29 protein-coding genes are annotated in these 26177 nt (G+C 69.7%); 18 read left to right on the forward strand and 11 right to left on the reverse strand.

Translation table 11 applies throughout. The features are described from left to right. The first annotated feature begins 38 nt into the window (after window positions 1–38). The 5 genes from pdxH to OHA68_RS18675 all read left to right on the forward strand — a co-directional run bounded on the left by pdxH (window position 39) and on the right by OHA68_RS18675 (window position 5944). Entirely contained in the window at window positions 39–692 is a 654-nt protein-coding gene (gene pdxH / locus OHA68_RS18655) for a pyridoxamine 5'-phosphate oxidase (RefSeq protein ID WP_327108793.1), read from the forward strand. 64 nt (window positions 693–756) lie between these two features. Continuing rightward, window positions 757–1938 carry an MFS transporter gene (locus OHA68_RS18660; protein ID WP_327108794.1) on the forward strand — a complete coding sequence of 394 codons (1182 nt, stop codon included), beginning with the start codon at window positions 757–759 and terminating at the stop codon, window positions 1936–1938. Window positions 1939–2102: 164 nt separating this feature from the next. Next, window positions 2103–2807: a metal-dependent transcriptional regulator gene (locus OHA68_RS18665; RefSeq protein ID WP_189141286.1), complete on the forward strand. Its 705-nt coding sequence runs from the start codon at window positions 2103–2105 to the stop codon at window positions 2805–2807. Window positions 2808–2930: 123 nt separating this feature from the next. Continuing rightward, window positions 2931–5150: an ATP-binding SpoIIE family protein phosphatase gene (locus OHA68_RS18670; protein ID WP_327108795.1), complete on the forward strand. Its 2220-nt coding sequence runs from the start codon at window positions 2931–2933 to the stop codon at window positions 5148–5150. A gap of 17 nt (window positions 5151–5167) precedes the next feature. Then, a complete protein-coding gene (locus OHA68_RS18675) occupies window positions 5168–5944 on the forward strand; it encodes an alpha/beta fold hydrolase (protein ID WP_189141284.1) in 777 nt (258 codons plus the stop codon). 76 nt (window positions 5945–6020) lie between these two features. Here the strand turns inward: OHA68_RS18675 and OHA68_RS18680 are convergent, their stop codons facing one another. The 3 genes from OHA68_RS18680 to OHA68_RS18690 are packed head-to-tail and all read right to left on the reverse strand — an operon-like array spanning window position 6021 to window position 7766. Beyond that, complete coding sequence (locus tag OHA68_RS18680) at window positions 6021–6392, reverse strand: MarR family winged helix-turn-helix transcriptional regulator (RefSeq protein ID WP_189141283.1); 372 nt, start codon at window positions 6390–6392, stop codon at window positions 6021–6023. A 24-nt stretch (window positions 6393–6416) separates the two neighbouring features. After that, the gene (locus OHA68_RS18685; protein ID WP_189141282.1) at window positions 6417–6578 is read right to left on the reverse strand and encodes a hypothetical protein; all 162 of its coding nucleotides are present in this window, start codon (window positions 6576–6578) and stop codon (window positions 6417–6419) included. A 42-nt stretch (window positions 6579–6620) separates the two neighbouring features. After that, window positions 6621–7766, reverse strand: a complete 1146-nt coding sequence (locus OHA68_RS18690) for an acyl-CoA dehydrogenase family protein (RefSeq protein WP_327108796.1) — start codon at window positions 7764–7766, stop codon at window positions 6621–6623. A gap of 169 nt (window positions 7767–7935) precedes the next feature. Between OHA68_RS18690 and OHA68_RS18695 the strand changes: the two genes are divergently transcribed. The 6 genes from OHA68_RS18695 to OHA68_RS18720 all read left to right on the forward strand — a co-directional run bounded on the left by OHA68_RS18695 (window position 7936) and on the right by OHA68_RS18720 (window position 14178). Then, entirely contained in the window at window positions 7936–9291 is a 1356-nt protein-coding gene (locus OHA68_RS18695) for a hypothetical protein (RefSeq protein WP_327108797.1), read from the forward strand. After that, window positions 9288–10073 (forward strand): class F sortase, encoded by a 786-nt coding sequence (locus OHA68_RS18700; protein ID WP_327108798.1) that lies wholly within the window; start codon window positions 9288–9290, stop codon window positions 10071–10073. Before OHA68_RS18695 ends, OHA68_RS18700 begins: the two co-directional genes overlap by 4 nt. A 126-nt stretch (window positions 10074–10199) precedes the next feature. Next, window positions 10200–11513 carry a hypothetical protein gene (locus tag OHA68_RS18705; RefSeq protein WP_327108799.1) on the forward strand — a complete coding sequence of 438 codons (1314 nt, stop codon included), beginning with the start codon at window positions 10200–10202 and terminating at the stop codon, window positions 11511–11513. A gap of 5 nt (window positions 11514–11518) precedes the next feature. Then, the gene (locus OHA68_RS18710; protein WP_327108800.1) at window positions 11519–12280 is read left to right on the forward strand and encodes a class F sortase; all 762 of its coding nucleotides are present in this window, start codon (window positions 11519–11521) and stop codon (window positions 12278–12280) included. Window positions 12281–12293: 13 nt separating this feature from the next. Then, a complete protein-coding gene (locus tag OHA68_RS18715) occupies window positions 12294–12965 on the forward strand; it encodes a hypothetical protein (protein WP_327108801.1) in 672 nt (223 codons plus the stop codon). Window positions 12966–13032: 67 nt separating this feature from the next. Continuing rightward, window positions 13033–14178, forward strand: coding sequence for an acetyl-CoA C-acetyltransferase (locus tag OHA68_RS18720; protein WP_327108802.1), 1146 nt, complete (start codon window positions 13033–13035; stop codon window positions 14176–14178). A 40-nt stretch (window positions 14179–14218) separates the two neighbouring features. Here the strand turns inward: OHA68_RS18720 and OHA68_RS18725 are convergent, their stop codons facing one another. The 6 genes from OHA68_RS18725 to OHA68_RS18750 form a co-directional block, all read right to left on the reverse strand. Then, window positions 14219–14476 carry a hypothetical protein gene (locus tag OHA68_RS18725; protein WP_327108803.1) on the reverse strand — a complete coding sequence of 86 codons (258 nt, stop codon included), beginning with the start codon at window positions 14474–14476 and terminating at the stop codon, window positions 14219–14221. After that, a complete protein-coding gene (locus OHA68_RS18730) occupies window positions 14477–15331 on the reverse strand; it encodes a hypothetical protein (RefSeq protein WP_327108804.1) in 855 nt (284 codons plus the stop codon). Continuing rightward, window positions 15322–15627, reverse strand: coding sequence for a hypothetical protein (locus OHA68_RS18735; RefSeq protein WP_327108805.1), 306 nt, complete (start codon window positions 15625–15627; stop codon window positions 15322–15324). Before OHA68_RS18735 ends, OHA68_RS18730 begins: the two co-directional genes overlap by 10 nt. A 59-nt stretch (window positions 15628–15686) precedes the next feature. Next, complete coding sequence (locus OHA68_RS18740; RefSeq protein ID WP_327108806.1) at window positions 15687–16082, reverse strand: YbaB/EbfC family nucleoid-associated protein; 396 nt, start codon at window positions 16080–16082, stop codon at window positions 15687–15689. Continuing rightward, complete coding sequence (locus OHA68_RS18745; RefSeq protein WP_327108807.1) at window positions 16082–16486, reverse strand: YbaB/EbfC family nucleoid-associated protein; 405 nt, start codon at window positions 16484–16486, stop codon at window positions 16082–16084. The genes OHA68_RS18740 and OHA68_RS18745 overlap by 1 nt, the downstream gene beginning before the upstream one ends. 183 nt (window positions 16487–16669) lie before the next feature. Next, the gene (locus OHA68_RS18750) at window positions 16670–16816 is read right to left on the reverse strand and encodes a hypothetical protein (RefSeq protein WP_327108808.1); all 147 of its coding nucleotides are present in this window, start codon (window positions 16814–16816) and stop codon (window positions 16670–16672) included. A 272-nt stretch (window positions 16817–17088) separates the two neighbouring features. Between OHA68_RS18750 and OHA68_RS18755 the strand changes: the two genes are divergently transcribed. The 4 genes from OHA68_RS18755 to OHA68_RS18770 all read left to right on the forward strand — a co-directional run bounded on the left by OHA68_RS18755 (window position 17089) and on the right by OHA68_RS18770 (window position 22237). Continuing rightward, window positions 17089–18951 (forward strand): acyl-CoA dehydrogenase family protein, encoded by a 1863-nt coding sequence (locus OHA68_RS18755; protein WP_327108809.1) that lies wholly within the window; start codon window positions 17089–17091, stop codon window positions 18949–18951. 179 nt (window positions 18952–19130) lie between these two features. Beyond that, window positions 19131–20399, forward strand: coding sequence for an extracellular solute-binding protein (locus OHA68_RS18760; RefSeq protein WP_327108810.1), 1269 nt, complete (start codon window positions 19131–19133; stop codon window positions 20397–20399). Window positions 20400–20468: 69 nt separating this feature from the next. Then, the gene (locus OHA68_RS18765; protein WP_327108811.1) at window positions 20469–21353 is read left to right on the forward strand and encodes a carbohydrate ABC transporter permease; all 885 of its coding nucleotides are present in this window, start codon (window positions 20469–20471) and stop codon (window positions 21351–21353) included. Continuing rightward, a complete protein-coding gene (locus tag OHA68_RS18770) occupies window positions 21353–22237 on the forward strand; it encodes a carbohydrate ABC transporter permease (protein ID WP_327108812.1) in 885 nt (294 codons plus the stop codon). Before OHA68_RS18765 ends, OHA68_RS18770 begins: the two co-directional genes overlap by 1 nt. Here OHA68_RS18770 and OHA68_RS18775 read toward each other — a convergent pair. Continuing rightward, on the reverse strand, window positions 22230–22967 hold the full coding sequence (locus OHA68_RS18775) for a class I SAM-dependent methyltransferase (protein ID WP_189141265.1): 738 nt from the start codon (window positions 22965–22967) through the stop codon (window positions 22230–22232). The two genes, OHA68_RS18770 and OHA68_RS18775, sit on opposite strands and share 8 nt — an antisense overlap. A 124-nt stretch (window positions 22968–23091) precedes the next feature. Here OHA68_RS18775 and OHA68_RS18780 point away from each other — a divergent pair, with 124 nt between their 5' ends. Then, the gene (locus OHA68_RS18780; RefSeq protein ID WP_327108813.1) at window positions 23092–23631 is read left to right on the forward strand and encodes an RNA polymerase sigma factor; all 540 of its coding nucleotides are present in this window, start codon (window positions 23092–23094) and stop codon (window positions 23629–23631) included. Beyond that, on the forward strand, window positions 23618–24415 hold the full coding sequence (locus OHA68_RS18785; RefSeq protein ID WP_327108814.1) for a hypothetical protein: 798 nt from the start codon (window positions 23618–23620) through the stop codon (window positions 24413–24415). The genes OHA68_RS18780 and OHA68_RS18785 overlap by 14 nt, the downstream gene beginning before the upstream one ends. Here OHA68_RS18785 and OHA68_RS18790 read toward each other — a convergent pair. Beyond that, a complete protein-coding gene (locus OHA68_RS18790) occupies window positions 24404–25423 on the reverse strand; it encodes an adenosine deaminase (protein WP_189141262.1) in 1020 nt (339 codons plus the stop codon). The two genes, OHA68_RS18785 and OHA68_RS18790, sit on opposite strands and share 12 nt — an antisense overlap. Before the next feature lie 121 nt (window positions 25424–25544). Between OHA68_RS18790 and OHA68_RS18795 the strand changes: the two genes are divergently transcribed. After that, a complete protein-coding gene (locus tag OHA68_RS18795; RefSeq protein WP_189141261.1) occupies window positions 25545–26024 on the forward strand; it encodes a hypothetical protein in 480 nt (159 codons plus the stop codon). The last annotated feature ends 153 nt before the right edge of the window (window positions 26025–26177 follow it).

Raw genomic sequence — 26177 nt, forward strand, 5'->3', positions numbered from 1 at the left:
TGAGGGTTCTGCCCCTGGGCGCGCGACAATACCGTCTTGTGGATGCCACCTCGCGCCCGCCCTCGCTGGCGGGGCTCCGCCGCACCTATGAGGGCGAACCGCTGCTCGAAGCCGCCGTCGCGGCCGATCCGATCGCGCAGTTCACCGTGTGGTTCGGGGAGGCGCTCGACGCCGGCCTGCCCGAGCCCAACGCCATGGTGCTGGCGACCGCCTCCAAGGCCGGCCGCCCCAGCGCCAGGACCGTCCTGTTGAAGGGCTACGACGAACGCGGCTTCGTCTTCTACACCAACTACGAGTCCCGCAAGGGCCGCGACCTGGCGGAGAACCCGCGGGCCTCGCTGCTGTTCCCGTGGCATCCGATGCGCCGCCAGGTGCGCGTCGAGGGCTCGGTGTCGCGGCTGCCGCACGAGGAGTCGGCCGCCTACTTCGCCTCCCGGCCGTACGGCTCCCGCATCGGGGCCTGGGCCTCACGCCAGTCCGCGGTCGTGCGGTCCAGGGAGGAGCTGGACGCCCGCTACGAGGAGTTGGCGGAGCGCTGGCCGGAGGATCCGCCGGTGCCGGACTTCTGGGGCGGCTTCCTGGTGGCGCCGGTGGAGATGGAGTTCTGGCAGGGGCAGCTCGACCGGATGCACGACAGGCTTCGCTACCGGCGCACCGGGCCCGCGTGGGCCGTGGAGAGACTTGCCCCTTAATGTCCTTCAAATGGCTTTCGGGGACTTTGTTAAACGGCATCTGGTAGACACCCGGCCACTGTCCGTGCCCGCCTACCGGCGGCTGTGGGCGGGCCAGGCCGTCTCGCACCTCGGCCTGGCGGTCACCTTCGTCGCGGTCAGCCAGCAGGTCTACGAGCTGACCGGCTCGTCGTTCTGGGTCGGCATGCTCGGTCTGGCCAACCTCATCCCGCTGGTGGTGTTCGGGCTGTGGGGCGGCGCGGTCGCCGACGCCGTGGATCGGCGCAAACTGCTCGTGGCCGGGTCGCTGGTGGCCTGGGCGAGCACCGTGCTCATCCTGCTCCAGGCGCTGCTCGGGGCGCCCAACGTGTACGCGCTGCTCGGCACGGTCGCGCTGGGCGCCGCCGGATTCGCCGTCAGCTCCTCCACCAGGGGCGCGATCATCCCGAGGCTGCTGCCCCCCGAGCTGGTCCCCTCGGCCAACGCGCTCAACTCGCTCGTCTACAGCCTGGGCGCGATCGGCGGGCCGATGCTCGGCGGCGTCGTGCTCGTCCATGGCGGCTTCGCCGCGGCCTACGCGGTGGACGCCGTGCTCTTCTCCGCCGGCCTCTACGCGGCCCTGCGACTGCCCGCGCTGGCGCCGCTGGGGGCGGTCTCCAGGCCGGGCTGGCGGTCCGTGGCCGAAGGGCTGAGGTTCATCCTCACCACCCCCGTGCTGGTGATGTCCTTCGTCGTGGACATCATCGCGATGGTCTTCGCGCTGCCCAGAGCGCTCTTCCCGGAGCTGGTCGACCTGCGCTTCGGCGGGTCGCTGTACGCGCTGAGCTGGCTGGTCGCCTCGATGGCCGTCGGCGCGGTGGTCGGCGGGCTGTTCTCCGGCTGGGTCACCCGGGTCAAGCGGCAAGGGCTGGCGCTGACGTTCGTGATCGCCGTGTGGGGGCTGGCGGTCGCCGCGGCCGGGCTCTCCCAGCAGTTGTGGCTGGTGCTGCTGTTCATGGCCGTCGGGGGCGCGGCGGACGTGGTCTCCTCGGTGTGGCGGCAGTCCATCCTGCAGCTGTACGCGCCCGACGAGATGCGCGGGCGGATGCAGGGCGTCTTCATGGTCGTGGTCGCGGGCGGCCCCCGGCTGGGCGACGTGCGGGCCGGGGCCACCGCCTCGGTGTTCGGGCTGACGACCGCCTGGGTGGGCGGCGGCCTGGCGTGTGCCGTCGTGGTCCTGATCGTCGGCCTGTCAGTGGCCGGTTTCAGGACGTACCGGGCACGCTGAAGGCCGGATCGGGGCGGTCGGGAAGGAACCCGGCCGCACGGTTGTTGCCATCTTTTGCCAACGCCGGTCGTTCTCCCCATAGGCTTTGGCACCTGACTTTCTGTGCCCGCGGCGGACGGGCTCAGTCTCTGCCCTGACCGCGTAGCATTCAGTTGGGAGGAGCCTTGACCGCACACGGCCTGATCGACACTACGGAGATGTATCTCCGTACGATTTACGAGCTCGAGGAGGAGGGCATTGTCCCCCTCCGCGCGCGCATCGCCGAGCGCCTGCAGCAGAGCGGCCCCACCGTGAGCCAGACCGTCGCCCGCATGGAGCGGGACGGACTCGTTCGCGTGGAGGGTGACCGCCACCTGTCCATGACCGACCTGGGGCGCACCCTGGCCACCCGCGTCATGCGGAAACACCGGCTCGCCGAATGCCTGCTGATCGATGTGATCGGGCTTCCGTGGGAGGAGGTGCACATCGAGGCGTGCCGCTGGGAGCACGTGATGTCGGAGTCCGTTGAGACGCGCCTGGTCAAGCTGCTCAACAACCCCACCGCCTGCCCGCACGGCAACCCCATCCCGGGCCTCGCCGAGCTCGGCGCCACCGAGCCCGTCGAGCACGCCGGGAGCGCGCTGGTCGCCATGACAGAGCTCGCCGGAGCGCACGCCGTTCCCGTAGTGGTCCGGCGAATTAGCGAACAAGTGCAAAGCGATCCCGCTCAGATGCTTAAACTCAAGCAAGTTGGGATACAACCCGGACGCGAGGTGACGCTCGCGACGAGCGACGACGGTGTGCGGGTGACAGGTGACGGTGACGCGAACGACTCTCTCGCGGAGATTCCGCGTGACGTTGCCGCGCACGTTTTCGTCACCAGGCGCTGACGCGCGCGCGGCTGATTGGTTGAATCCCATCCGGGAGACTCCCCACTCCCCCCCGGCCAAGACTGTTGCAGGAGCGCCCGTGGTTCGCTTTTCGCGCACGCCTCCCCGAGGAGTGGTTCCCGGATGAAGCGTTGGGGGGATCTGTCCCAGGACGGGACCGACCAGCTCGCCGCCGCGTCAGTCCTCGACCACGCCGACATGGCCGTGGTCGTGACGGACCGCTTCAGCAATCTCCTTTACTGGAACCCGTTCGCCGAGAAGCTGTTCGGCAGGCCGGGCAAGTCCGCGCGCGACGCGTCGGTCCTGTCCCTCGGGATCATGGAGAAGGACCACCCGCAGGCGATCGAGCTGGCCAAGCACGTGCTCAAGGGCGGCGTGTGGGAGGGCACGGTCGACGTCAAGCGCCCTGACGGCACGATCGTCTACGTCCGGGCCCAGGCCGTCCCGCTGCGCCACCCGTCCGGCTCGGTGACCGGGATCGTCATCAGCGCCCGGGAGGCGCTGCGCAGCAACGAGCGCGAGAAGGACCGCTTCGGCCTGCTGGAGCGCATCGGCGAGCGGCTCGCGGGCTCTCTCTACGTCGAGGAGACCCTCAAGCGGGTCGCCGAGATGCTGGTGCCGCAGTTCGCCGACCACTGCTTCATCGAGCTGATGGAGGGCGACCGGCTGGTCCGCCGGATCTCCCAGCACGTGCAGAGCTGGGAGCCGCCGCCCGGCACCTGGAAGCCGGTGGGCGCGGAGATCCGCTATCCCGCCGGCCACTACGCCGAGGCGGCGATGCGCCGCCAGGAGACCATCCTCGTCGACGACTTCGCCAGCAACAACTTCCCCGCCCCGTCCGAGGGCAGCGCGCGGCTGTGCGGCGAGGTCGGCATGAACTCCGCGATCGTCGCCCCGCTCAGCGTGCGCGGCGAGACGCTGGGGCTGATGTACCTCGGGCTGTCCAACCTCACCGAGCGCCGCAGCCCGCACTACGACGCCTTCGACCGTGACTTCGTGGGGGCCATCGCCACCCGGGTCGCGCTCGCGATCGACAATGCGCTGCTGTTCGAGGAGGAGCGGCACACCGCGGAGTCGTTCCAGAAGCATCTGCTGCCCAGGGCGCTGCCACAGCTCGACGGCCTGCAGATCGCGGTCCGCTACTACCCCGCCGCGCCGCTCGTCTCGCACGGCCAGGGCATCCAGACCCAGGTCGGCGGCGACTGGTACGACGTGATCCCGCTCTCGGCCGGCCGGGTCGGCATCGTGATCGGCGACGTGGAGGGCCGGGGCGCCAAGGCGGCGGCCATCATGGGCCAGCTCAGGGCCGCGCTGCGCGCCTTCGCCCAGGACGACAAGTCGCCCGCCGACATCCTGGCCAGGCTGGATGAGTGGACGCGCATCATCGCCACGCCGGAGCGGGACGACAGCGGCACCGACGTGAGCGTCCCCCCCATCGTGACCTGCCAATATCTCGTCTACGACGCCTGGTCGCGGCAGCTGTCCTTCGCCAACGCCGGGCACGCGCCGCCGCTGCTGCTGACCGACGGCCAGTGCGTGGAGCTCGACATAGAGGAGGTCGGGCAGCCGCTGGGCGTGCGCGCCAAGGGCCTGCACGCCGACCTCGTCTACAAGGAGGAGACCCGCACCCTGCCGCCCGGCGCCGCGCTGCTCCTCTACACCGACGGCCTGGTCGACCGCCGCCCCAACCGCCACGGCCGGATGCCCACCGACGCCGAGACCCTCGGGGTGCTCTGCGAGAAGCTCTCCAAGATGACCGACGCCGAGGTCGAGCGCATCGCCGACGTGGCGACGGTCGCGGTGCCCGGCGAGATCGACGACGACATGGCGATTCTGGTCGTCCGCTCCAGCGATCATGAGCTGGACGTGGAGGAGCGCACCTTCCCGGCGCAGCCCATCATGGTGGGCGAGGCGCGCCGGATGGCTTCGGAGGCCTTCGCCGACTGGAATGTGCCCGAGGAGCGCGCGGAGCTGGCCTGCCTGCTGGTCTCCGAAGTGGTCACCAACGTGGTGCTGCACGCCTCCACGGCGAGCATCCCGCGCCGGGAGCTGGTGGTCGAGGGGCCGCCGCTGCCGTTCGAGGAGTCCTGGGACGTGCCGGGCTTCGAGGACGAGGTCGCCGGCGACAAGGAGTTCACGCTGCGGTTGCGCCGGGGCGGGGAGTCGGTCTGGGTCGAGGTGTTCGACCAAGACCTGCGGCTGCCCCGGATCCGCAGCGCGGGCGAGAACGACGAGGGCGGCCGTGGCCTCTACCTCGTCGACCAGTTGGCCAAGCGGTGGGGCTCACGCCCGACCAGGGAAGGTAAAGCCGTCTGGTTCGAGATTCCCACCCGTAGCCGCTGAGTGATTCACTCGGGGCCATGGAGCTGGCCTTCGAACGCCGCGGCGCCGGCGAGCCGCTGATCCTCATCCACGGCATCGGCCATCACTGGCAGAGCTGGCTGCCGGTGCTGGACCGGCTGGCGGCCGCGCGGACGGTGATCGCCGTCGACCTGCCCGGCTTCGGCCGCTCGCCGGCGCTGCCCGACGGTGTCCCGTACACCGCCGAGTCGCTCGCGGACGCGGTGGAGGGGTTCTGCGGGCTGCTCGGCGTACGTGATCCGCACGTGGCCGGCAACTCGCTGGGCGGCTATCTCGCTCTGGAGCTGGCCTCGCGCGGTACGGTCCGGACGGCCACCGCGCTGTCGCCGGCGGGTTTCTGGTCGCGTGCCGAGTTGCTCTACTGCCAGGGGGTGCTGCGCGCGATGTGGGCCTCGGCCCGGTCGATCCCGCCGGAGCGGGCGGCGATGCTGGCCGAGAGCCCCGCGGGCCGCGCCCTGGCGGCCGGGGTGGTGGTCGCGCACCCGGCCAGGCTGACGCCGAGCGCGCTGATCGCCGCCACCCGGGCGCTGGCGGAGTCCACCGGGTTCGAGCCGACGCTGGCGTCGTTCGCCAACGTGCTGCCGCCCGCGCCGCCGAAGTCGCCGATCACGATCGCCTGGGGTGAGCACGACCGGCTGCTGCCGCGCCGCCAGGCGGTGCGTGCCGCCAGGTGGTCGGGGCAGCGGGTCAGGCTGCTCAAGGGGTGTGGGCACGTGCCGATGAGCGACGATCCCGGCCTGGTCGCCAGGGTCCTGCTGGAGGGCAGCGGCGGATAGCCGGTCTCCGGGTCGGCGGCCAGGGTGCTGGAGGGCGGCGGTACGGGGTGGTGGCCAGGGTGCTGGAGGGCGGCGGTTAGGCGGTTTCCAGGTTGGTGGCCATTCGCCGTAGGACGGCGACCGTCGCCTGATACTCCTTCGCGGTCACGCCGTCGACCGCGCGTCGCCTGAAGTGGCCCACCCGCTCGGCGATCCGGGCCTGTGCCCGCTTGCCCTCGTCGGTGAGGTGGTCGCCCTCGGCCCAGCCCTTGGCGGCCAGCGCCTCGACGGCGTCGCCGACGCCGGGGAACGGCGCCAGCATGTCCTGCGGATCCTCGCCGGGCGTAGCCAGCACGTTGAGCGCCTGCCATTCGCGCCGGCTCACGCCGTGCTCCGCCAGCGTCCTGGTCATGGACTCCTCAAGGAGCATGTCGAGGCGCTTGAGCCAATATCCGATCGGCTTGTTCATGAACGTACATTAGCGACGGTTGCGTCAGCGCATGGTCTGGCCCCAGAGCAGCAGCATGACGATGATGAACACGATCATCACGCCCACGTAGCCGACAGGGCCGAGCCGGATCGCCCGGCGCACGCGGTTGAGGCACCAGGCGAACAGCAGTGCCAGAAAGACCAGGAGGATCAGGCCGCCGTCCATGCTGACCAGTATGCGCCGCCGGACGGCCGGGCGCGCGGTGGTTCAGAAGCCGAAGGACCGGCCGATGATCTCCTTCATGATCTCGGTCGTGCCGCCGTAGATGGTCTGCACCCGGCTGTCGAGCCAGGCCTTGGCGACCGGATACTCCATCATGTAGCCGTAGCCGCCGTGGAGCTGGAGGCAGCGGTCGATGACCTTGTTCTGCAGCTCGGTGGTCCACCACTTGGCCTTGGCCGCGTCCACCGCGGAGAGCTCCCCGGCGTTCAGCGACAGGATGCACTTGTCGACGTAGTGGCGGGCGATCTCCGTCTCGGTGGCGAGCTCCGCCAGGACGAACCGGGTGTTCTGGAAGGAGCCGAGGTTGCGGCCGAAGGCCTGACGGCTCTTGCAGTACTCGATCGTCTGCTCCAGCACGGTCTCGGCCGCGGCCACCGCAGCCACCGCGATCGACATCCGCTCCTGGGGCAGGTTGCGCATCAGGTGGACGAAGCCCTCGCCGTCGTTCGGGCCGAGCCGGTTGGCGACGGGCACCCGTACGTTCTCGAAGAACAGCTCGGCCGTGTCCTGCGCCTTCATGCCGACCTTGTCCAGGTTGCGGCCGTGGCCGTACCCGTCCATCCCGCGCTCGACCACCAGCAGCGTGGTTCCCCTCGCCCCGGCCGCCGGGTCGGTCTTGACGACCACCACCACGAGGTCGGCGTTGATGCCGTTGGTGATGAACGTCTTCTGCCCGTTGACGAGGTAGTGGTCGCCCTCGCGGATCGCCGTGGTCCTGATCCCCTGAAGGTCGCTGCCGGCGCCCGGCTCGGTCATCGCGATCGCGGTGATCAGCTCGCCACTGGCGAAGCCGGGCAGCCACCGGCGCTTCTGCTCCTCGGTGGTCAGGTCCACCAGATAGGGCGCCACGACGTCGTTGTGCAGGGAGAAGCCCAGGCCGGACGCGCCGTGCCGCATGATCTCCTCAAGGATCACGGCGTTGTAGCGGAAGTCCGTGATGCCCGCACCGCCGTACTCCTCGGGCACCGAGAAGCCGAAGACGCCGAGCTCGCCGGCCTTCTTCCAGACCTCACGGGGGACGATGCCGTCCTTCTCCCACCGCTCGTGGTGGGGCACGACCTCGCGGGTGATGAACTCCCGCACGGTGTCGCGGAAGAGCAGGTGTTCCTCGTCGAACAGGTCGCGCCGCATGTCGCCTCCGAACAGGGGATGTGTCTGCAGAATACAATTCTGTTGCTTGTACGCTTTAGCCCGATTTCCAGTGCGGACACGGGTTCATCACAAGTGATGGTAGATGTACTCGTCGTACGCCCACCGACTCTAAGATCTACCTTCGGTTTACTGTTGGATCGGAGTTGCCGTGAGTCGGTGGCGCAAGGCGTGGATCGCCGCAACGTTCGGCTTGGCGGCCTCGGCCTCGTTCGTCGCGATGCCCGCCGAGGCCGACACCTTCAACCTGGTCGTGGACTACAGCTGCACCGGCGGGATCGCCGGGAACGCCACGATCAATCTCAAGGCCCGGGTGCAGATCCCGACCACGGTGCAGCAGGGCGGCATGCTCAAGCTGGGCTGGTCGATCGAGCACGTGGGCACGCCCCGGTTCAAGTCCCCGGACTACTTCGCCGAGGGCGCCCGGGTCTCCCTGATCGGCAACGTCAAGCTCGACGGCGCGTGGAACGGCACCCTTGAGGCGCACGGTAGCGAGGAGCAGGGCGCGCTCAAGCCCAACCTGCCCCTGACGCCCCCGGAGGGCCTGTCGTCCGAGGCGCACATGACCCAGAGCGGTGTCATCAAGCTCACCCCGCTGGCGATGAGCGTGGACTTCGTCCCGCCGGCCGGCGAGGTCGTGGTCAACAACGACGACCCCCGGATGATCTACCGCAACAACTGGGCTCTCGATGGCCATACCAACGTCGAGTACGGCGACTGGCTGCGGGACGTGCACGTGACCAACACGCGCACGGATGAGGCGATCATCAAGTTCCGGGGCACCGGGTTCGAGTACATCGGCCGGGAGATGCCGGGCGCGGGCCGGGTCAGGGTGATCATCGACGACGACGACTCGGCGGTCGTGGACCCGACCAAGGACTCCAGCGGCAACCCCACCGCCACGATCAAGGGCAACGTCTCCCTCTGGGAGCGCACGGACCTCCCGTACGGGGCGCACACCGCCCGGGTCAGAAGCATCGACGACGGCAAGCCCATCTACCTCGACGCGTTCAAGCTGCACACGCGCGAGCTGATCGACCCGCCGACCGAGCACCGATCCAACTGCACGATCACCAACAACCCGGGCACGGTCGAGATCACCGTGGGCGGGGGGACCGGGCCGACGGACGATCCCACGGACGACCCGACCGATGACCCTACGGACGACCCCACGGACGATCCCACGGACGACCCGAACAACCCGAACCCGAACCCGAGCAACACGTCCCCGCAGCACAACACCTTCCCCACGGGGAATCACGTGACCGTGGTGGTGCCGGGCAGCACCACCTCCGCCACTCCCACGGCGACCCCCACCGCCACGAACTCCAAGGCGCAGGTCGTCAAGACGCCCAAGGGCGGGGTGGACACCGGTGAGGCGCCCGAGCCGGGGGCGGGCTCGTACGGGCTGATCGCGGGCGGATCCCTGATGCTCGCAGGAAGCGTCACCGGAGGGTTGCTGCTACGGCGGCGGCGCGCGGAACACGTCGGAGGGACGAACCGATGACCGAACAGAAGCCGCTGCTGACCAGGGCCACGCCGGCGTTGCTGATCGCCGGCTCGCTGGGTGGGGTAGGCGCCATCATGGTGGGGCTGCTCTCGCTCGCCCCGGCGGTGGACGACGGCTCGGTGCGGGCCCCCGTGGTGGCGCAGGAGCAGCCCAGCACCCTGGAGTTCCAGAACGCGGGCGCGTTCGAGCTGCCGCCGAGCGTCGGGCCCGGCGGCAAGAACGTGCCGCTCACCCCGGCCCGCCTCGACGCGCCCCCGCCGCTGGCCGCCGCCCCCGTCGTGGCGCCGATCCCGCCGGTCAAGACCCAGGCGGCCAAGGTCAAGGCCAAGCCGTTGCGCATCCGGATCCCCAAGATCAAGGTGAACGCCCCGGTCGGCGCCGTGACGGTGTCCAAGACCGGCGTTCTGGGCACGCCGCCGCTGACCAAGCCCAACCTCACCGGGTGGTACCGGCACAGCCCGCTCCCCGGCGAGCTCGGCCCCTCGGTGATCAACGGCCACGTCAACACCAGGAAGGGCGCGGCCGTCTTCAAGCGCCTCAGCGAGCTGGCCAAGGGCGACAAGATCTACGTGTACCGCTCGGACGGCAAGGTCACCCGCTTCACGGTGAGCGGCATCGAGCAGGTGGGCAAGAAGACGTTCCCGACGGCCCGGGTCTACGGCAACACGGCCAACTCCCAGCTCAGGCTCATCACCTGCGGCGGCATCTACAACAAGTCGGCGCACAGCTACACGGACAACATCATCGTGTACGCGACCCTGTCGAAGAAGAAGGGCTGACAGGGTGGTTTTGGACTTTTACAGGAGTTTGACAGGATTAGTTCGTAAGATCTCAACCTAACCGTGACTCATGGCTGGAAGCGTGAGTACGCCCTGCTGCGAACGTTGCTGAAACGGAGAAGGACAGTGCTGACGTCCAAGGTGAGGCACCGCCTCGCCCAGAAGACCTCCGCCTTAGGGCTGATGGGCACCCTCGTCCTCTTCGCCGGCTCGTTATTCGTCGGCCCGGCCCCGGCCGCCGCCGAGAGCAGTTCTGTGGCGGTGGACAAGCCGTTCGCCTACACCTGCACGGGCGGGCCGTTCAGTAACACCTCGATCAGTGTCAAGCTCAGTGCTCCCGATTCGGCCGCCGCGGGCACCACCTTCGATCTCAAAGTCGGCATTCCGGCGCTGACCCTCACCGCTGCCGCCACGACGGCGTCGACGGTGGGAGTCACAGCCGCGCTGACGCCGACGAACGGCACCATCGCCGACTCGGCGACAGCGAAGACGGGCGCGGCCATCGCAGTGGGCAGCACGGCTGTACCCGCCGGCGATGCGACGTACAGAGTGACGGTGACGACCGGAGCGACGGGCAAGGTCAGCATCAAGCCGGGACAGATCAAGCTGGCGGTCGGCACGACCGCCTCGGCGGCGGCGACCACCTGCACGACAGTCTCCACCGACGTGCTGGATGTCACGATCGGCACCGGCACCGGCAGCGGGACCGACATCGTTGACTACGAGTGCACGGGGCCCGGCGCTACCGGCGAGACGCAGAACGTGCAGATCAAGGTCGAGCTGACCATGCCGACCAGTGCCAGGGCCAACCAGCAGTTCGAGATCGGCTGGAAGGGCACGTATGTCACCGGTCAGGAGTTGCAGGCACCTACCACCGGGACCCTGACCCCGAAGATCTTCGCCTACACCACGATGACCGGTATCACCGGCCTGACCTCCGCGACGGGCGAAGGCACCCTCGGCACCATCACCGCAGGTCAGACCATCCCGTTGCCGACCACGGCCGTGAGTCTCAAATCAACGGCGACCTCGACGGGCACGGCGACCGTCAAGCCGGGCAAGCTCAACTTCGGAGCGAACACGGCGACCGGCAACCAGCCGATGATCGAGTGCGCGGTCCAGAACGACACCGAGCTCAAGACGTACCCGCTGGTCGTAGGAACGGCCACGTCGACCCCCACCTCCAGCAACACGCCCACGGGCACTCCCACCGGCACGCCCACCCCCACCAAGACCAAGACCGAGTTCGTCACCGAGACGCCCACGTCGGAGAAGACGACGGAGCGGTCGTCCGAGACGCCCAGGAAGGGTGCCGACACCGGGGCCGGTGGGGACGCCGGGCCTGATGGGCGGATGTTCCTGCTGGCCGGGTCGGTGCTGATCATGGGCGCCGGTGCCGGGGGGCTGCTGCTGCGTCGCCGTAGCATCTCCAAGGGCTGATCGCGGTGGTCAACCACTACCCGTACGGCGGCCCGCCCGTCCAGCCGCCGCCACAGGATCAGGGCGGCAGGGTGCTGCGGATGGCCCTGCTGCTGGCCGCGATCGCCGGAGTGGTGACCGTGGTGGCCGGGATGCTGATCGTGCTGGGCTCGCCCGAGGAGTACGGCCTGGCCAGCGACCGGGAGGCGCTGCCGCTGTCGGCGCAGCCGAAGCAGGCCACGGGGCCGCCGGAGCCGGCGATGTTCCAGGCGGCGCCGGACGTGCCGCCGCCGCTGCCGGAGATCGTGCCGGCGCCCGCGATGCTGCCGTCGACGCCGGTGCGGATCTCGGTGAAGCGGCTCGGCATCAACGCGCCGATCAAGTCGGTCGGGCTGGCCAGGAACGGGACGATCCAGGTGCCGCCGGCGAACAACCACAACCTGGTGGGCTGGTACCGGAACATGTCCACGCCGGGCGAGGCCGGCCCCGCCGTGCTGTTGGGCCATAAGGACACCCGGACGCGCAGCGCCGTCTTCAGCCGCTTGCCGGAGATGCGCAACGGCGACACCATCGAGGTCAAGCGGCAGGACGGCATCACGGCGGTGTTCACCGTGGGCGGCATCGAGCAGGCGGACAAGACGACGTTCCCGACCGAGCGCGTCTACGGTCCCCGGACCAACGCCCAGCTCCACCTGATCACCTGCGGTGGCGTCTACAACCGCAGAACCGGGCACTACACGGACAACGTCATCGTCTACGCGACGATGACGAGCTCGTATCGAAGCTGATCGCGGAGGCGTCATGGGCTGGTTGGCGAAGCGGAGACTGCGTACTGGCCCGACGGCGGCACTGCCCGCCAAGCCGGACCGCGCGGAGCTGCTGCGGGTGGTACGGCTGGCCGATCCGGACGCCCGCGAGGACGGTGGCGACATCGTGGCGGCGGACGTCAGGGTGTACGCCCCGGTCGAGGCGGAGCCGGAGCTGGTCGGCGGCGAGCTGGAGAAGCTGTGGGCGTGCCGGGTGGCGGCGGAGGGCCCGCTGCCGTTCGACTACTTCGACCGCTATCTGGCCGAAGGGCTGGCGTTCCGGCTGGGCGGGCTGGCGGTGTGCCGGGGCGAGGTGACCGATCCGTCCGACGACGGGCAGGGGGGAGGGCCCGCGGTGGTCCTGCCGGCCCGGCCGGCCGCCGAGGAGCTGCTGGAGCTGCTGGAGGGTGAGGTCGAGCAGGAGGAGGAGTTCGTCTTCAACGCCGGTGGCATCCGGGTGCTGGTGGTGCCGGAGAAGGGGCAGCCGCCCGCCGCGAAGGAGCTGCTGCCGTTCGCGAGCGAGCTGACCGCGATCGAGCTGCGCGGCGATGACCAGGCGAAGCTGGGCGCGCTCGCGCTGTCGCTGGCGGAGTCGCTGAACGGCCTGGCGGTGGACCGGTGGCGGTTCCGGGTCGACAGCGCGGAGGATCTGCTGCCGCCGGCGTGAGCAGAGCAACGTTCTGTTATACCCTGCTGGGTAAGGACCGAATATTGCTCGGTTTACAGGAGGCACTGTGGCAGAGGCGTATATCGTCGGGGCGGTCCGTAGCCCCGTCGGCAGGAAGAAGGGCGGCCTGTCCACCGTCCACCCCACGGACCTGGCCGCGCACTCGCTGAAGGCGCTGATCGACCGTACCGGCGTCGACCCTGCGGCGGTCGAGGACGTCATCATGGGATGCGTCATGCAGTTCGGCCCCCAGAGCATGGACATCGCGCGCAATGCCTGGCTGTCGGCCGGGCTGCCGGAGACCACCGCCGGGGTCACCATCGACCGCCAGTGCGGCTCCTCCCAGCAGTCGATCCACTTCGCCGCGCAGGGCGTGCTGTCCGGCACGCAGGACCTGGTCGTGGCGGCCGGGGTGGAGTCGATGAGCATCGTGCCCATGGGCTCGTCGATCACCGCCGCGCTGGAGAAGGGCATGCCGTTCCCGTTCGGCGAGAAATGGGTCGAGCGCTACGGCATGCAGGAGATCTCGCAGTTCCGCGGTGCGGAGCTGATGTGCGAGAAGTGGGGGCTCAAGCGGGACGAGCTGGAGCGCTTCGCCTTCGAGTCGCACCAGCGGGCGGCCAAGGCCATCGCGAACGGCCACTTCAAGGACCAGATCGCGCCCATCAACGGCGTCGAGCACGACGAGGGGCCGCGCCCCGACTCCACGCTGGAGAAGCTGGCCTCGCTGAAGACCCTCAAGGAGGGCGGCCAGATCACCGCCGCCACCTCCTCGCAGATCTCCGACGGCTCCGGCGCCCTCCTGATCGCCTCCGAGCAGGCGGTCAAGGACCACGGGCTCACCCCGCGCGCCCGCATCCACCAGCTCGCGCTCCTGGGCGACGACCCGGTCTACATGCTCACCGCGCCGATCCCCGCGACCCAGAAGGCGCTGAAGAAGGCCGGGCTGTCGATCGACGACATCGACGTGACGGAGATCAACGAGGCGTTCGCGCCGGTGCCGCTGGCCTGGATGAAGGAGCTCGGCGCCGACCCCGCCCGGGTGAACCCCAACGGCGGCGCCATCGCCCTGGGCCACCCGCTGGGCGGCACGGGCGCGATCCTGATGACCAAGCTGCTGCACGAGCTGGAGCGCACCGGCGGCAGGTACGGCCTGCAGACGATGTGCGAGGGCGGCGGCCAGGCGAACGTCACCATCATCGAGCGGCTCTGACCCCGGCGATGCCCCGGCCGGAGCCGGGGCATCGCTCACCTCACAGGTGGCTGCCGTAGCCGTTGCCGGCGGGCGGCTCCTCCTGCTGGACCTGGTCGTAGTAGACGGTCACGAACGGCCAGGGATCGCCGTCGTCGTCGCTGTCGGTGTGCAGGACCAGGTCGCGGATCTCGATCCGCCCCAGCTCCTCCAGCGTGCTGGCGAGCCTGCGCAGGAGCATGGGCACATCTCCCTGCTCCTCGCCGCGCGGATTGTTCAGCGAGAAGTGCCGCGTCGTGAATTCGAGCCGGTCAGCCATCTATTTCTTCCGTCCTCGCTTCTGCGCGTTCCTGTCTCCGGCGAACTTCTCCGCCTTCTTCTCCTTCTGCGCTGCCCTGTTGAACACGCTGCGGTCGTAAGGCTGCCCCGCGTCCTTGGCGTCCACCGCCGCCTGCTCCTCGGGGCTGAGGTTGGCCTTGCTCTCGTTACGCCCGCGCCCGCCGCCACGACCGCCCCTACTCTGCATGATCCCGGGGGACCGGTCGAAGGAGTCACGCAGACCGGACACGGGTATCCGCCCCGGACCCCCCGCACCCGCCAGGGCAGTGCCACCGCCGCCACCGGGTGGTCTTAGCTTGTCCAGGATGTCATGCATAGGGCGGGTGATGCGCTTGGTGACCGCGGGCGCCAGCACCCTGCCGCTGCCCTCCGCGGCTTCCCGGAAGGCCTTCACCCCCGCGCGCCGGGTGGCGAGCAGCGAGGCGGTCGCCGACAGCCCGGCGAAGGGCCCGCCGCTCAGCAGGGCCATGGCCAGCCGTACGGTGCCGATCGCCGCGATGGTGCCCACGGCGACCTTGGTGCCCGTCACCACCGTGGCCAGCCCGTCCAGCGCCACCGGCGCCACCCGCATGGCGGTGGCGGCCTGCGCCAGGTGGCCGGAGTCGGTGCCGGTCTCCCGCCAGTAGCTCGCGAGCTGGGTGGCCGAATCGCCGGTGTAGCCGGACAGCGCGGCCTGGACGCCGGTGGTCGCCCCGGTGCTCGCCCGTGCCGTCCCGGCTTCCACGATCCGGGCCGCCTCCGCGTCGAGGCGGATCTCGTCCTCGTTGACGTTGGGGAACCAGAGTCCGGCCGCCTCCAGGGTCGCGTCCAGCTCCGGCGGCAGCATCATGGCCATGGGTCGGTCTCCGGCAGCCGGCTGGCGTGCTCCGCCGCCTCGACGTTGGCGGGGACCACGGTCAGGCCGTCTCCGACACCGGTGACCGCGCCGCCCAGGGCGGGCACGGCCGTCACCATGCTGTCGCGGGCCTCGCCCCAGGCCATCTCGATGGCGGCGAAGAGTCCGTCGTCGCCCCACTTTCCGCTGCGGTCCCGCAGGCGTGCGATCGCGGCGTCGTACTCCGCTCCGTGCCCGCGCATCCGCGAGGCTTGTTGTCGAAGCGTCTCCTTGCCCATCTCAAACCCCGTAGTCATCTTCCTGACGATAGCGGGTCAGTTGTGACCAAAGGGAGTCATGTGAGTAAGAGGGATGGTCAATCGAGAAGGCGGCCCAGTCGCTCGCGAAGCTCGGCCGGGTCGAGGGGCGTTCCCGGCAGCGCCTCCGCCAGCGACTCTCTGACCAGGGAGTCCACCTGCCGAAGAGCGTCCTGCTGGGCGCGCCGTACGGTCAGGACGATCTCGCCGGCGAGCGCCTCGCTGCCCTCGCGGACCGCCCGCGGCTCGATGGCCACCTTCAGCACCCGGCCGTCGGCGGCCACGGCCGCGTGCACGTGGCCGCCGTCGCCGCGGCCCGTGCCGACGATCTCCGCCAGCAGCTCGTCCTGCCCGGCGAGCTCGGTGAGCAGCGCCTCGACCCGCTCGGCCTGTTCCTCGGCCCGCTCGACGTCCTGCGGGCGGATGTCGCGGGGATCCAGCTCGAACCCGGACATCACAGCTCCGCCGAGTAGAGGTCGCGGGCGGCGGCGTCCACCCGGCCGCGCACGAAGGTCTCGTCCAGCGGCTCGGGCAGTGCTCCCACGCCGCCTACGGCCTCGTCCACGATCTCGGCGGTGCGCCGGGCGGCGTCGTCCTGCGCCGCCTGGATCGCCCGGGTGACCTCGGCGCCGAGCGTCGCCACGTCGAGGCGCAGCGCGCGTGGATCGAGCCGCATCCCGGTGAGCCCGCCGCGCCCGTCGGCCGCTGCCCGGATCATTCCCTGAGCGCCTTCGCCCGTGCCTTCGACCTGCCCGATCAGATGCTTGGCCTGGCGGAGCCCGCGCATGGCCGTGCGGGTCTGCTCGATGACCTGCTCCAGGTAGTGGCGATCTTGGCTGGGGTCGGGAGGAGAAGCCACGTCACAGCCCCCTGTCAGTGATGGACGGCGAACTCATGGCCGTCAGGTTGCCACAAGGTCGCCAAAGGGTGTCAAAACGCCGGTGCCCCGGCTCCTCTGATGAGGGGCCGGGGCACCGGTCTGTCGCGGCTCGCCCATGGCGTGGCGGGCGGGCGCCGCGGTTCCACCATCCAGGTAGTGGTCTTATCGGCCCTTGGGCGGAATCCGCTGGGGCGGCGCGATCGGCCGCTGCGGCATCTTCGGCAGCTGCCGGGGCAGGGGCGGCAACTCCCGGCCGAGGTGGCCAGGGACGTTGCGCTTGGTCTTCTTGCCGGATGAACGTACTCGCATGAGAAGGCTCCTTCACGTGACTCACGACGCGGCCGAAGGCCGGGTCCGCAAGCTCAGCTGCCGCGTCTGCGTGGACTGGGCGGTGTCGCTGAGTGGCCGGGCCGATCGAGTCGGCCTGCGGCGCTTCACTGGTAAAGGCGCATGTGACCGACCTTAGGTCGCGGATGTCGTACGGCACAACCGATTAAATTCGCGTACAGGTGGCGCAAAGCGCCGCCGGTCGGGCAGTACACAGCAATCTTCATCAGGCGTACTGTCGGCGGGAGGATGCTATGAGCGAGTACGCCAAGGCAAGGGAGCTCGGCGAGCAGGCCCGTGAGCGAGAGTGGACCCGCCCCAGCTTCGGCAAGCAGCTGTTCCTCGGCGATCTACGGCTGGATCTGGTGCATCCGGCTCCGGAGGTGCCCGAGGAGGCCGCCGAGCGGGGCGAGGAGTTCGTCATCGCGCTGCGGCGCTTCCTCGACGGGCACGTCGATCCGGCGCTGATCGAGCGGACCGCGCAGGTGCCCGACGAGGTGGTCAAGGGCCTGGCGGGGCTCGGCGCCTTCGGGATCACGATCGGGCAGGAGTACGGCGGGCTGGGCCTGCCGTACCTGTACTACTGCCGCGCGCTGATGCTCGTCGGCTCCTACTGCCCGGCGCTGGCCACGCTGCTGTCGGCGCACCAGTCGATCGGGGTGCCGCAGCCGCTCAAGCAGTTCGGCACCGAGGAGCAGAAGCGGGAGTTCCTGCCGAGGTGCGCGCGCGGCGAGATCTCGGCGTTCCTGCTCACCGAGCCCGACGTGGGCTCCGACCCGGCGCGGCTGAGCACCACCGCGGTCAGGGACGGCGACGAGTACGTGATCGACGGCGTCAAGTTGTGGACGACCAACGGCGTGATCGCCGACCTGCTGGTGGTCATGGCCAGGACGGGCGGGAAGATCAGCGCCTTCGTCGTCGAGGGGGACTCGCCCGGCATCACGGTCAGGCGGCGCAACTCGTTCATGGGGCTGCGCGGCATCGAGAACGGCGTGACGGAGTTCTCCCAGGTGCGGGTGCCGGCCAGGAACCTGATCGGCCGCGAGGGCCAGGGCCTGAAGATCGCGCTCACCACGCTCAACACCGGCCGGCTCTCGCTGCCCGCCACCTGCGCGGGCGGCGCCAAGTGGGCCGTGAAGATCGCCCGCGAGTGGGGCAACGCCCGCGTCCAGTGGGGGCGCAAGGTCGGCGAGCACGAGGCCGTGGCCACGAAGATCGCCTTCATCGCGGCCACCGCCTACGCCCTGGAGGCGCTCTGCGAGCTGACCGCGCGGATGGCCGACGACCGGCGCAACGACATCAGGATCGAGGCCGCGCTGGCCAAGCTGTACGCCTCCGAGCTGTCCTACCAGGTGCTCGACGAGCTCGTCCAGATCAGGGGCGGCCGCGGCTTCGAGACGGCCGAGTCGCTCGCCGCGCGCGGCGAGCGCGGGGTCCCGGCGGAGCAGATGCTGCGCGACTCCAGGATCAACCGCATCTTCGAGGGCTCCTCGGAGATCATGCGCCTGCTCATCACCCGGGAGGCGGTGGACGCGCACCTGTCGGCGGCCGGCGAGCTGATCGACCCGGACGCCTCTCGCCAGGAACGCGTCCAGGCGCTCAAGCGGGCCGGCGCCTTCTACGCCCGCTGGCTGCCGGGCCTGGTGACGGGAGCCGGCAACCTGCCCACGGCCTACGCGGCCTTCGGCCCGCTGGCGGCACACCTGCGGTTCGTGGAGCGGACCAGCAGGAAGCTCGCGCGGGCCACCTTCTACGGGATGTCGCGCTGGCAGGGCGGGCTGGAGCACAAGCAGTCGTTCCTCGGCCGGATCGTGGACATCGGCGCCGAGCTGTTCGCGATGACGGCGGTCTGCGTGAAGGCCGAGGAGGACGCCCACGATCTGGGCCGCAGGCCGTACGAGCTGGCCGACACCTTCTGCCGGCAGGCCAGGCGGCGGGTGGACACGCTGTTCGACCGGCTCTGGGACAACAGCGACAGCCAGGACGTACGGCTGGCCCGCTATGTGCTCGACGGCCGTTACACCTTCCTGGAGGAGGGCGTGCTCGACCCGTCGATCGAGGGTCCCTGGATCGGATCGCCGCAGGGCGGGGAGAACGTACGGCGACGAGTGGTCTAGACCGGCGTTGCGGTTGTGTTGTTAAACCGAGACCAACCGGTATAGACCGGCTGCTGAACAGAGGCTTACTCTGACGCCAACGCGTGGAGATGTGTCTCGCGCGGCCCCATCCCCCTGGGCCGGGTCTGGCGACTGGTACGGACCAGTGTGACCCGTCCGACGAGAAGGCGGTACTTACGGTGAGAACGAGACTTGTGGGCGGCGCCGCTCTCGGCCTGGCAACCGCACTGGTCCTGTCCAGTTGCGGCTCCAGCGCGCCCAGCACCGAGGGCGGCGACCAGGCCGCCGACGGCGGTCAGGTCACGCTGAAGATGGTCGCCGCCGACTACGGCGACGGCCCCGGCAAGCCGAACTCGGGCGAGACGTTCTGGAAGGGCGTCGTGGACGAGTTCCAGGCGGCCAACCCCAACATCAAGGTCGACGTCCAGGTCATCAACTGGAACGACATCGACACGCAGGTCGCCACCATGGTCCAGAACGGACAGGTGCCCGACATCCTGCAGACCGGCGACTACTCCGGTTTCGTCGGCGACCAGCTCCTGTACAAGGTCGACGAGGTGCTGTCCCCCGCGACCTCCGCCGACATGCTGGAGAAGTTCGCCGAGTTCGGCAAGGTCGACGGGACCGCCTACGGCATCCCGTTCGTCTCCTCCGCCCGCGCCCTGTTCTACAACAAGGAGCTCTTCGCCAAGGCGAAGATCACCGACCCGCCGAAGACCTGGGACGAGCTCAAGGCCGCAGCCGAGAAGCTGAAGGCCGCCGGCGTCAGCCAGCCCTTCGGCCTCCCGCTCGGCCAGGAGGAGGCCCAGGCCGAGTCGTTCCTGTGGATGCTCGGCAACGGCGGCGGCTACAAGGACGACTCCGGCAAGTGGGCGATCAACTCCCCGCAGAACGTCGAGACCTTCGGCTACCTCAAGGGCCTCGTCGACGCCGGTCTGACCACCCCGAACCCGGGCACCAAGGACCGCAAGACGGTCTGGGAGGACTTCGGCGCGGGCAAGGTCGGCATGGTCAACGGTGGACCGATGTCCATCCCGATCTTCGACGCGGCCGGCCTGAAGGACTACGGCGTCGCGCCCATCGCCGGCAAGGCGGGCCCGCTCGACACCACCCTCGGCGTCATGGACTGGATCATGGCGTTCAACAAGAACGGCCACGCCGCCGAGATCAAGAAGTTCTTCGACTTCTTCTACACCGGCACCGCCGCGCAGAAGATCAGCGACACCTACAAGCTGCTGCCCGTCACCAAGGGCGGCATCGACAAGCTGTCCGGTGACGAGAAGCTCAAGCCGTTCCTCGACGGACTGCCCAACGCCAGCTTCTACCCCTTCCAGGACCCGAAGTGGGCCGAGGTGAACCCGCAGATCAAGCAGATCATCGGCGGCGCCGTCAAGGACGACCCGGCCAAGGTCCTCGGCGAGCTCCAGAAGACCGCCGAGGCCAGCTGACCATCGGGGGTCCGTACGGCTAGCGCCTCCCTGCCGGGGCGCTAGCCGTACCTTCTTGGAAGGTTTTTCATGAGAAGGTTGCGCGCCCTGGAGCCCCTCGCCTGGGTCGGGCCCGCTGTCGTGCTGATCGCGGTCGTGGTGCTCTGGCCGGTCGTCGAGATGATCCGGTCGTCGTTCCTGCAGATCAGCCGGGTCGGCATCGTCCGCGGCTTCAACGGGCTGGACAACTACAACAAGTTGTTCGCCGAGAAGGACTTCGCGGACGTCATGGTCCGCAGCGTGATCTGGGTGGTCGCGGTCGTCGCGCTCACCGTGCTGATCTCGCTGGCCCTCGCCCAGCTGTTCAACCAGCGCTTCCCCGGCCGCAAGGTCGCCCGGTGGGCGCTGATCGCGCCGTGGGCGGCCTCGGTGCTGATGACGGCGATCGTCTTCAAGTGGATGCTCGACCCCGAGGTCGGCGTGATCAACCAGATCAGGCTGAAGCTCGGGCTGATCGACGCGATGGGCGGCGCCTCGGCCGACCAACTCGGCGACGCCTCCACCGCCATGCCGTGGCTGGTGTTCGTGGCCGTGTTCGTCTCCGTCCCGTTCACCACGTACGCACTGCTGGCCGGACTGGCAACAATCCCCACAGACGTGTACGAGGCCGCCAAGATGGACGGCGCCAGCTGGATCCGTACGTACTGGTCGATCACCCTGCCGCTGCTCCGGCCCGCGCTCACCGTCGCCGCCCTGATCAACGTGATGAACGTCTTCAACAGCTTCCCGATCATCTGGGCGATGACCCACGGACAGCCGGGCTACTCGACGGCGACCTCCACCATCCTCATGTTCATCCTCAAGGGCTCCGACATCGGCGAATCCGCCGCGATGTCGGTGGTCAACTTCGGAATGGTGCTCGTGATCACCGCGCTCTTCCTCAAGATCTCCCGCTGGAACAGGGCGGTGGCGTGATGGCAGTCGGAACGGCTCCGCAGGCGCCCCCGCGCGTCCACACCCGGCCCACGCCGGGCGGACCCAGCGTCATGCCCAAGCTCAAGACGACCCTCGTCGCGGCCACCGCCTACGTGGTCGCCTTCATCTTCCTGTTCCCGTACGTGGTGATGGTGCTGACCTCGCTGCGTCCCCAGGAGACCCTGCGCGACGTCACCATCCTGCCCTCGCAGTGGCAGTGGTCGAATCTGGTCGACTTCTGGAGCAGCGGGCTGGCCGGCAACCTGATGGTCACCCTCCAGGTGGCGGCCGGCTCGACCGTCCTGGTGCTGCTGGTCGCGCTGCCGGCGGCCTACTACGCCGCCCGGCACAACTTCCGGGGCCGCACCATGTTCCTGATCCTGGTGCTGATCACCCAGATGTTCCAGCCCACGGCCATGCTGGTCGGCATCTACCGGGAGTTCTCGCAGCTCGGGCTCGTCGACTCGATCTGGTCGCTGATCCTGGTCAACGGCGGGTTCAACCTGGCGTTCGCGGTGTGGATCCTCACCGCCTACTTCGCCTCCATCCCGCGCGAGCTGGAGGAGGCCGCCTTCATCGACGGCAACGGCCGCTTCGGCGCGCTGTTCAGGATCACGCTGCCGCTCGCCATGCCCGGCGTGATCACCGCGCTGATCTTCACGTTCATCGCCGCCTGGAACGAGTTCGTCGTCGCCCTGACGCTGACCACCACGCCGGTGAAGCAGCCACTGACGGTGGCACTCAACTCCTTCATCGGCCAGTATCAGGTCGACTGGCAGAACCTGTTCGCCGGCTCGGTGATCGCCACCATCCCGGTGATCATCCTGTTCGCCCTCATCGAGCGGAAGGTGGTCGGCGGCCTCACGGCCGGATCCATCAAGTAGCGGGAACGCGGGCCACGCAGAAGACCGTCTGGCCGAACGGGGGCCGGATGAACCGCTCGATCAGCCGCGTGGCCGGCACCACCGTGCGGTCGTAGATCTTGACCAGGCGCGGGTCAGGGTAGCCGACGCCGCCCCGGCGGACCGCCGCCCACCAGGCGATGCCGCCCAGGAAGTTGATCGGCTTGAGCACCTCGACCTCAAGGCCGGCCTTGTCGACCGTGGCGCGCAGCGTCTTGGGCGTGTAGCGCTGGACATGGCCGACCTTGCGGTCGAAGTCGCCGTACAGCTGCATGTAGCCGGGCACCCAGATGATGATCCGGCCGCCGGGCAGCGTCACCTTGGCGAGCGAACGCAGCGCCTCGGCGTCGTCCTCGATGTGCTCCAGGACGTTCATCATCACGACCGTGTCGACCTTGTCCTTCAGCGGGATCTCGGTCGGCAGGCCGAACTGCAGCACGTCGATGTCGTCGCGACCCTCGAACCGCTTCTTGAGCTGCTCCACGCAGTAGGGGTCGAAGTCGCTCACGACCAGCCGGTCCAGCCTCGGCAGGAACTCGTCGGCGAAGTGGCCGAGGCCCGAGCCGATCTCCAGCATCGAACGGCCGACATGTGGGGCGACCATGTCGAACTCGTACTGCCGGTAGTTCTTGGCCTCGTCCCCACCGAGATGGTTCTCCAGGGCCTCGTCACCGGCCGCCGGTTGCACTACACGGTCATACCCAGAAGACATAGTCCCGTTCCTTAGGGCCTCGTGAGAATGGCCCGAGTCTAGTGCCCGGCAGGAACGAGAGGTCACCTCATGGACGAAACGCCCTTTCGCGCGTCTCCGGAATGCGGTGGAATCTGACTCGTCCATGGACGACGACGAGGCCATCGGCCGCTCGCTCCAGGGCGACCTGTCCGCCTACGAGGCGCTGGTCGCCCGCTACAGCGCGCTCGCCCACCGCACCGCCGCCATGCTGGGCGCGGGGGACGAGGCCGAGGACGTGGTCCAGGAGGCGTTCGTCAAGGCCTTCAGAAACCTGCGGTCCTTCCGCCGCGACTCGTCGTTCCGGCCGTGGCTGCTGCGCATCGTGGCCAACGAGACGCACAACCTGACCCGGGCGCGCGGCCGCAGATCCCAGCTCTCGGTACGGCTGAGCGCGACGGCCGACCCGGCCGCCCGCGACGACCCCGAGGGCACGGCGGTGGCCACCGACCGGCGCGCCCGGCTGCTGGAGGCGGTCCGCACCCTGCCGGAACGGGAACGCGAGGCGGTCGTCTGCCGGTACTTCTTACAACTGTCGGAGGCGGAGACCGCCGAGGTGCTCGGCTGCCCGATCGGCAGCGTCAAGTCCAGGACCCACCGCGGCCTGGCCCGGCTGAGGGAGGAGGTGCGCGATGAGTTCCGATGACCTTGAGGCCGAGCTGCGCGCCCTGGCCGAATCCCTCGACGTGCCGGCACCCCCGCCCGACCAGGTGGCGGCGGCCGTACGCGCCCGCCTCGAAGCGGCGCCGCCTCTGGAAGCCGGGTCCTCGGACGTCCCGCTCCCCAAGGAAGCCGCGTCTTCGGACGTCCCGTCCGGGCGGTCCGCGGAAGGCGCGCGGCCGGTGCGGCGGCGGGCCAGGTGGAAGGTGGTCGCGGTCGTCGTGGCCGTGATCCTGGCGGTGACCGCCGCCACCCCCCAGGGCTGGCAGGCCGTGCTCACCATCCTGCGCCTCGCCGGGATCGAGGTGACGCTGACCAGTGACACCCCGGCCCCGGTGGCCACTCCCACCGGGCTGCCCGGCGAGCGCGCCGTACCTCCCGGACAGGCGGCGGCCCAGGCGCGCTTCCCGGTGCGGACCCTGACCGCGCTGGGCTCACCGCGGCGCGCCACGGTGAGCGACGGCGGCCGGGTGGTGTCGATGTTCTGGCCGGGCGGCGTCCGGCTCGACCAGTTCGACGGCGGCATGGACCCCTACTTCTTCAAACGCCTCGGCCCGCCCTTCCCGCAGGACGTCGCGGTGAACGGCGGCACCGGCTGGTGGCTCCAGGGCGAGCACCCGGTCGGCTACATCACCAGGCCGGACCACACCCAGATCCCGCTGCGCCAGGCCGGCCCCACCCTCATCTGGCAGCGCGGCGCCATCGGCTACCGGCTGGAGGGCGCCGCCTCGATGGCACAGGCCGCCGAGCTGGCCCGCTCACTCGGGTGAGGCCAGCCAGGCGTCGATGCCGTGCATCAGCTCCTTGCGCACCGAATCGGGCGCGGCCGACGACCTGATCGACTGCCTGGCCAGCTCGGCCACCTCCGCGTCGCTGAACCCGTACGCCTCCCGCGCCAGCTCGTACTGCCGCAACAGCCGGGCCCCGAACAGCAGCGGGTCGTCCGACCCGAGCGCGATCGGCACCCCCGCGTCGAACAGCCTGCGCAGCGGCACGTCGGCGGCCCGCTCCACCACCCCGAGCCCCACGTTGGAGGTGGGGCAGACCTCGCAGCAGATCTGCCGGTCGGCCAGCCGCTGCATCAGCCGCTGGTCCTCCGCCGCGCGCACCCCGTGCCCGACCCGGTCGGCGCCCAGGTCGTCCACGCACTGCGCCACGCTGCGCGGCCCCAGCAGCTCGCCCCCGTGCGGCACGGCCAGCAGCCCGGCCCGTTTGGCGATCCTGAAGGCCCGCTCGAAGTCGCGGGCCTGGGCCCGCCGCTCGTCGTTGGACAGCCCGAACCCCACCACCCCCTGGTCGATGTACTGGGCGGCCAGCCGGGCCAGCGTGTTCGCGTCGAGCGGATGCCTGGTCCTGTTGGCCGCCACGACCACCGCGATGCCGATCCCCGCCTCCTCCGCGGCCCGCCGCGCCGCGTCCAGCACCAGCTCCAGCGTGGCCGTCAGCCCGCCGAACCGGTGCGCGTAACCGGATGGATCCACCTGAATCTCCAGCCACCGCGAGCCCGCCGCCGCCTCGTCCCGCGCCGTCTCGCGCAGCAGCCGGTAGACATGCTCCGGCCGCCCCAGCACCGACCTGGCGATGTCGTACAGGCGCTGGAAGCGGAACCAGCCGCGCTCGTCGGTCGCCCGCAACTTGGGCGGCCAGTCCTCCTCCAGCGCGTCGGGCAGATGCAGGCCCTGCTCCCTGGCGAGCTCGATCAGCGTGGCGTGCCGCATCGACCCGGTGAAGTGCAGGTGCAGGTGAGCCTTGGGAAGCGTGTGCAGGGACCGTGCCATCGCCATATTTTGCCACTCAACGCGCCCGGCCTCTGCCTGTACGCTCTTGCCGCCTCGCCCTCGCCTGCTGTAGGAGACTGAGGGCCCTGATCCCGACGTCCACCCGAAAGTGGTGTTAGTGATGCGGCGCCTGGCAGCAGTGATCCTGGTGCTCAGCCTGACCGCGTGCGACTCCACCACGCCGAAGACCCCCGTCGTACGGCCGAGCAACGCCCCCATCACCCAGCCGGGCCCGTCTTTCGCCTGCGGCACCGTGCCGGTCCGGATCAGGGAGATGCCGGACGGGGCGGCCAAGTCGGCGACGTTCCGGCAGGTGCGATCGCTCACCGAACGCCTCAAGGTCAAAGGGCAGATCTGGGACATGGGCGACGAGCGGCTGTACGTCGGGGTGGTGTGCGGGGTGCGCTCACCCGAGCGGTTCGCCTCCCTCGTCACCAGGGCCGGGCTCGTCATGCACCAGGGCAAACCCGCCCTGCACTGGCAGACGCGCGGCGGGGTACGGCACTTCATGTGGCTCGAACGCCCCGGCACCGCCGTCTACATCGCCGCAACCCCGGGCATAGCCGGGCAGATCGCCAAGGTCGCCGCAAGCGTCGAATAACGACCGCCCGCTCGCTTAACGGAGCCGACTGACGGGCGCCCCTCGCCTGCCGGATAAGCCCCTCATCCAACGGACAGGCCCCTCATGCAAACGGACAGGCCCCTCATCCAGCGTGCGCCCCTGATCTCACGTACGGCGCCTCGGCCGAAGAGC

This window comes from Nonomuraea glycinis (assembly GCF_035920485.1).
GTDB classification, from domain to species: Bacteria; Actinomycetota; Actinomycetes; order Streptosporangiales; family Streptosporangiaceae; genus Nonomuraea; species Nonomuraea glycinis.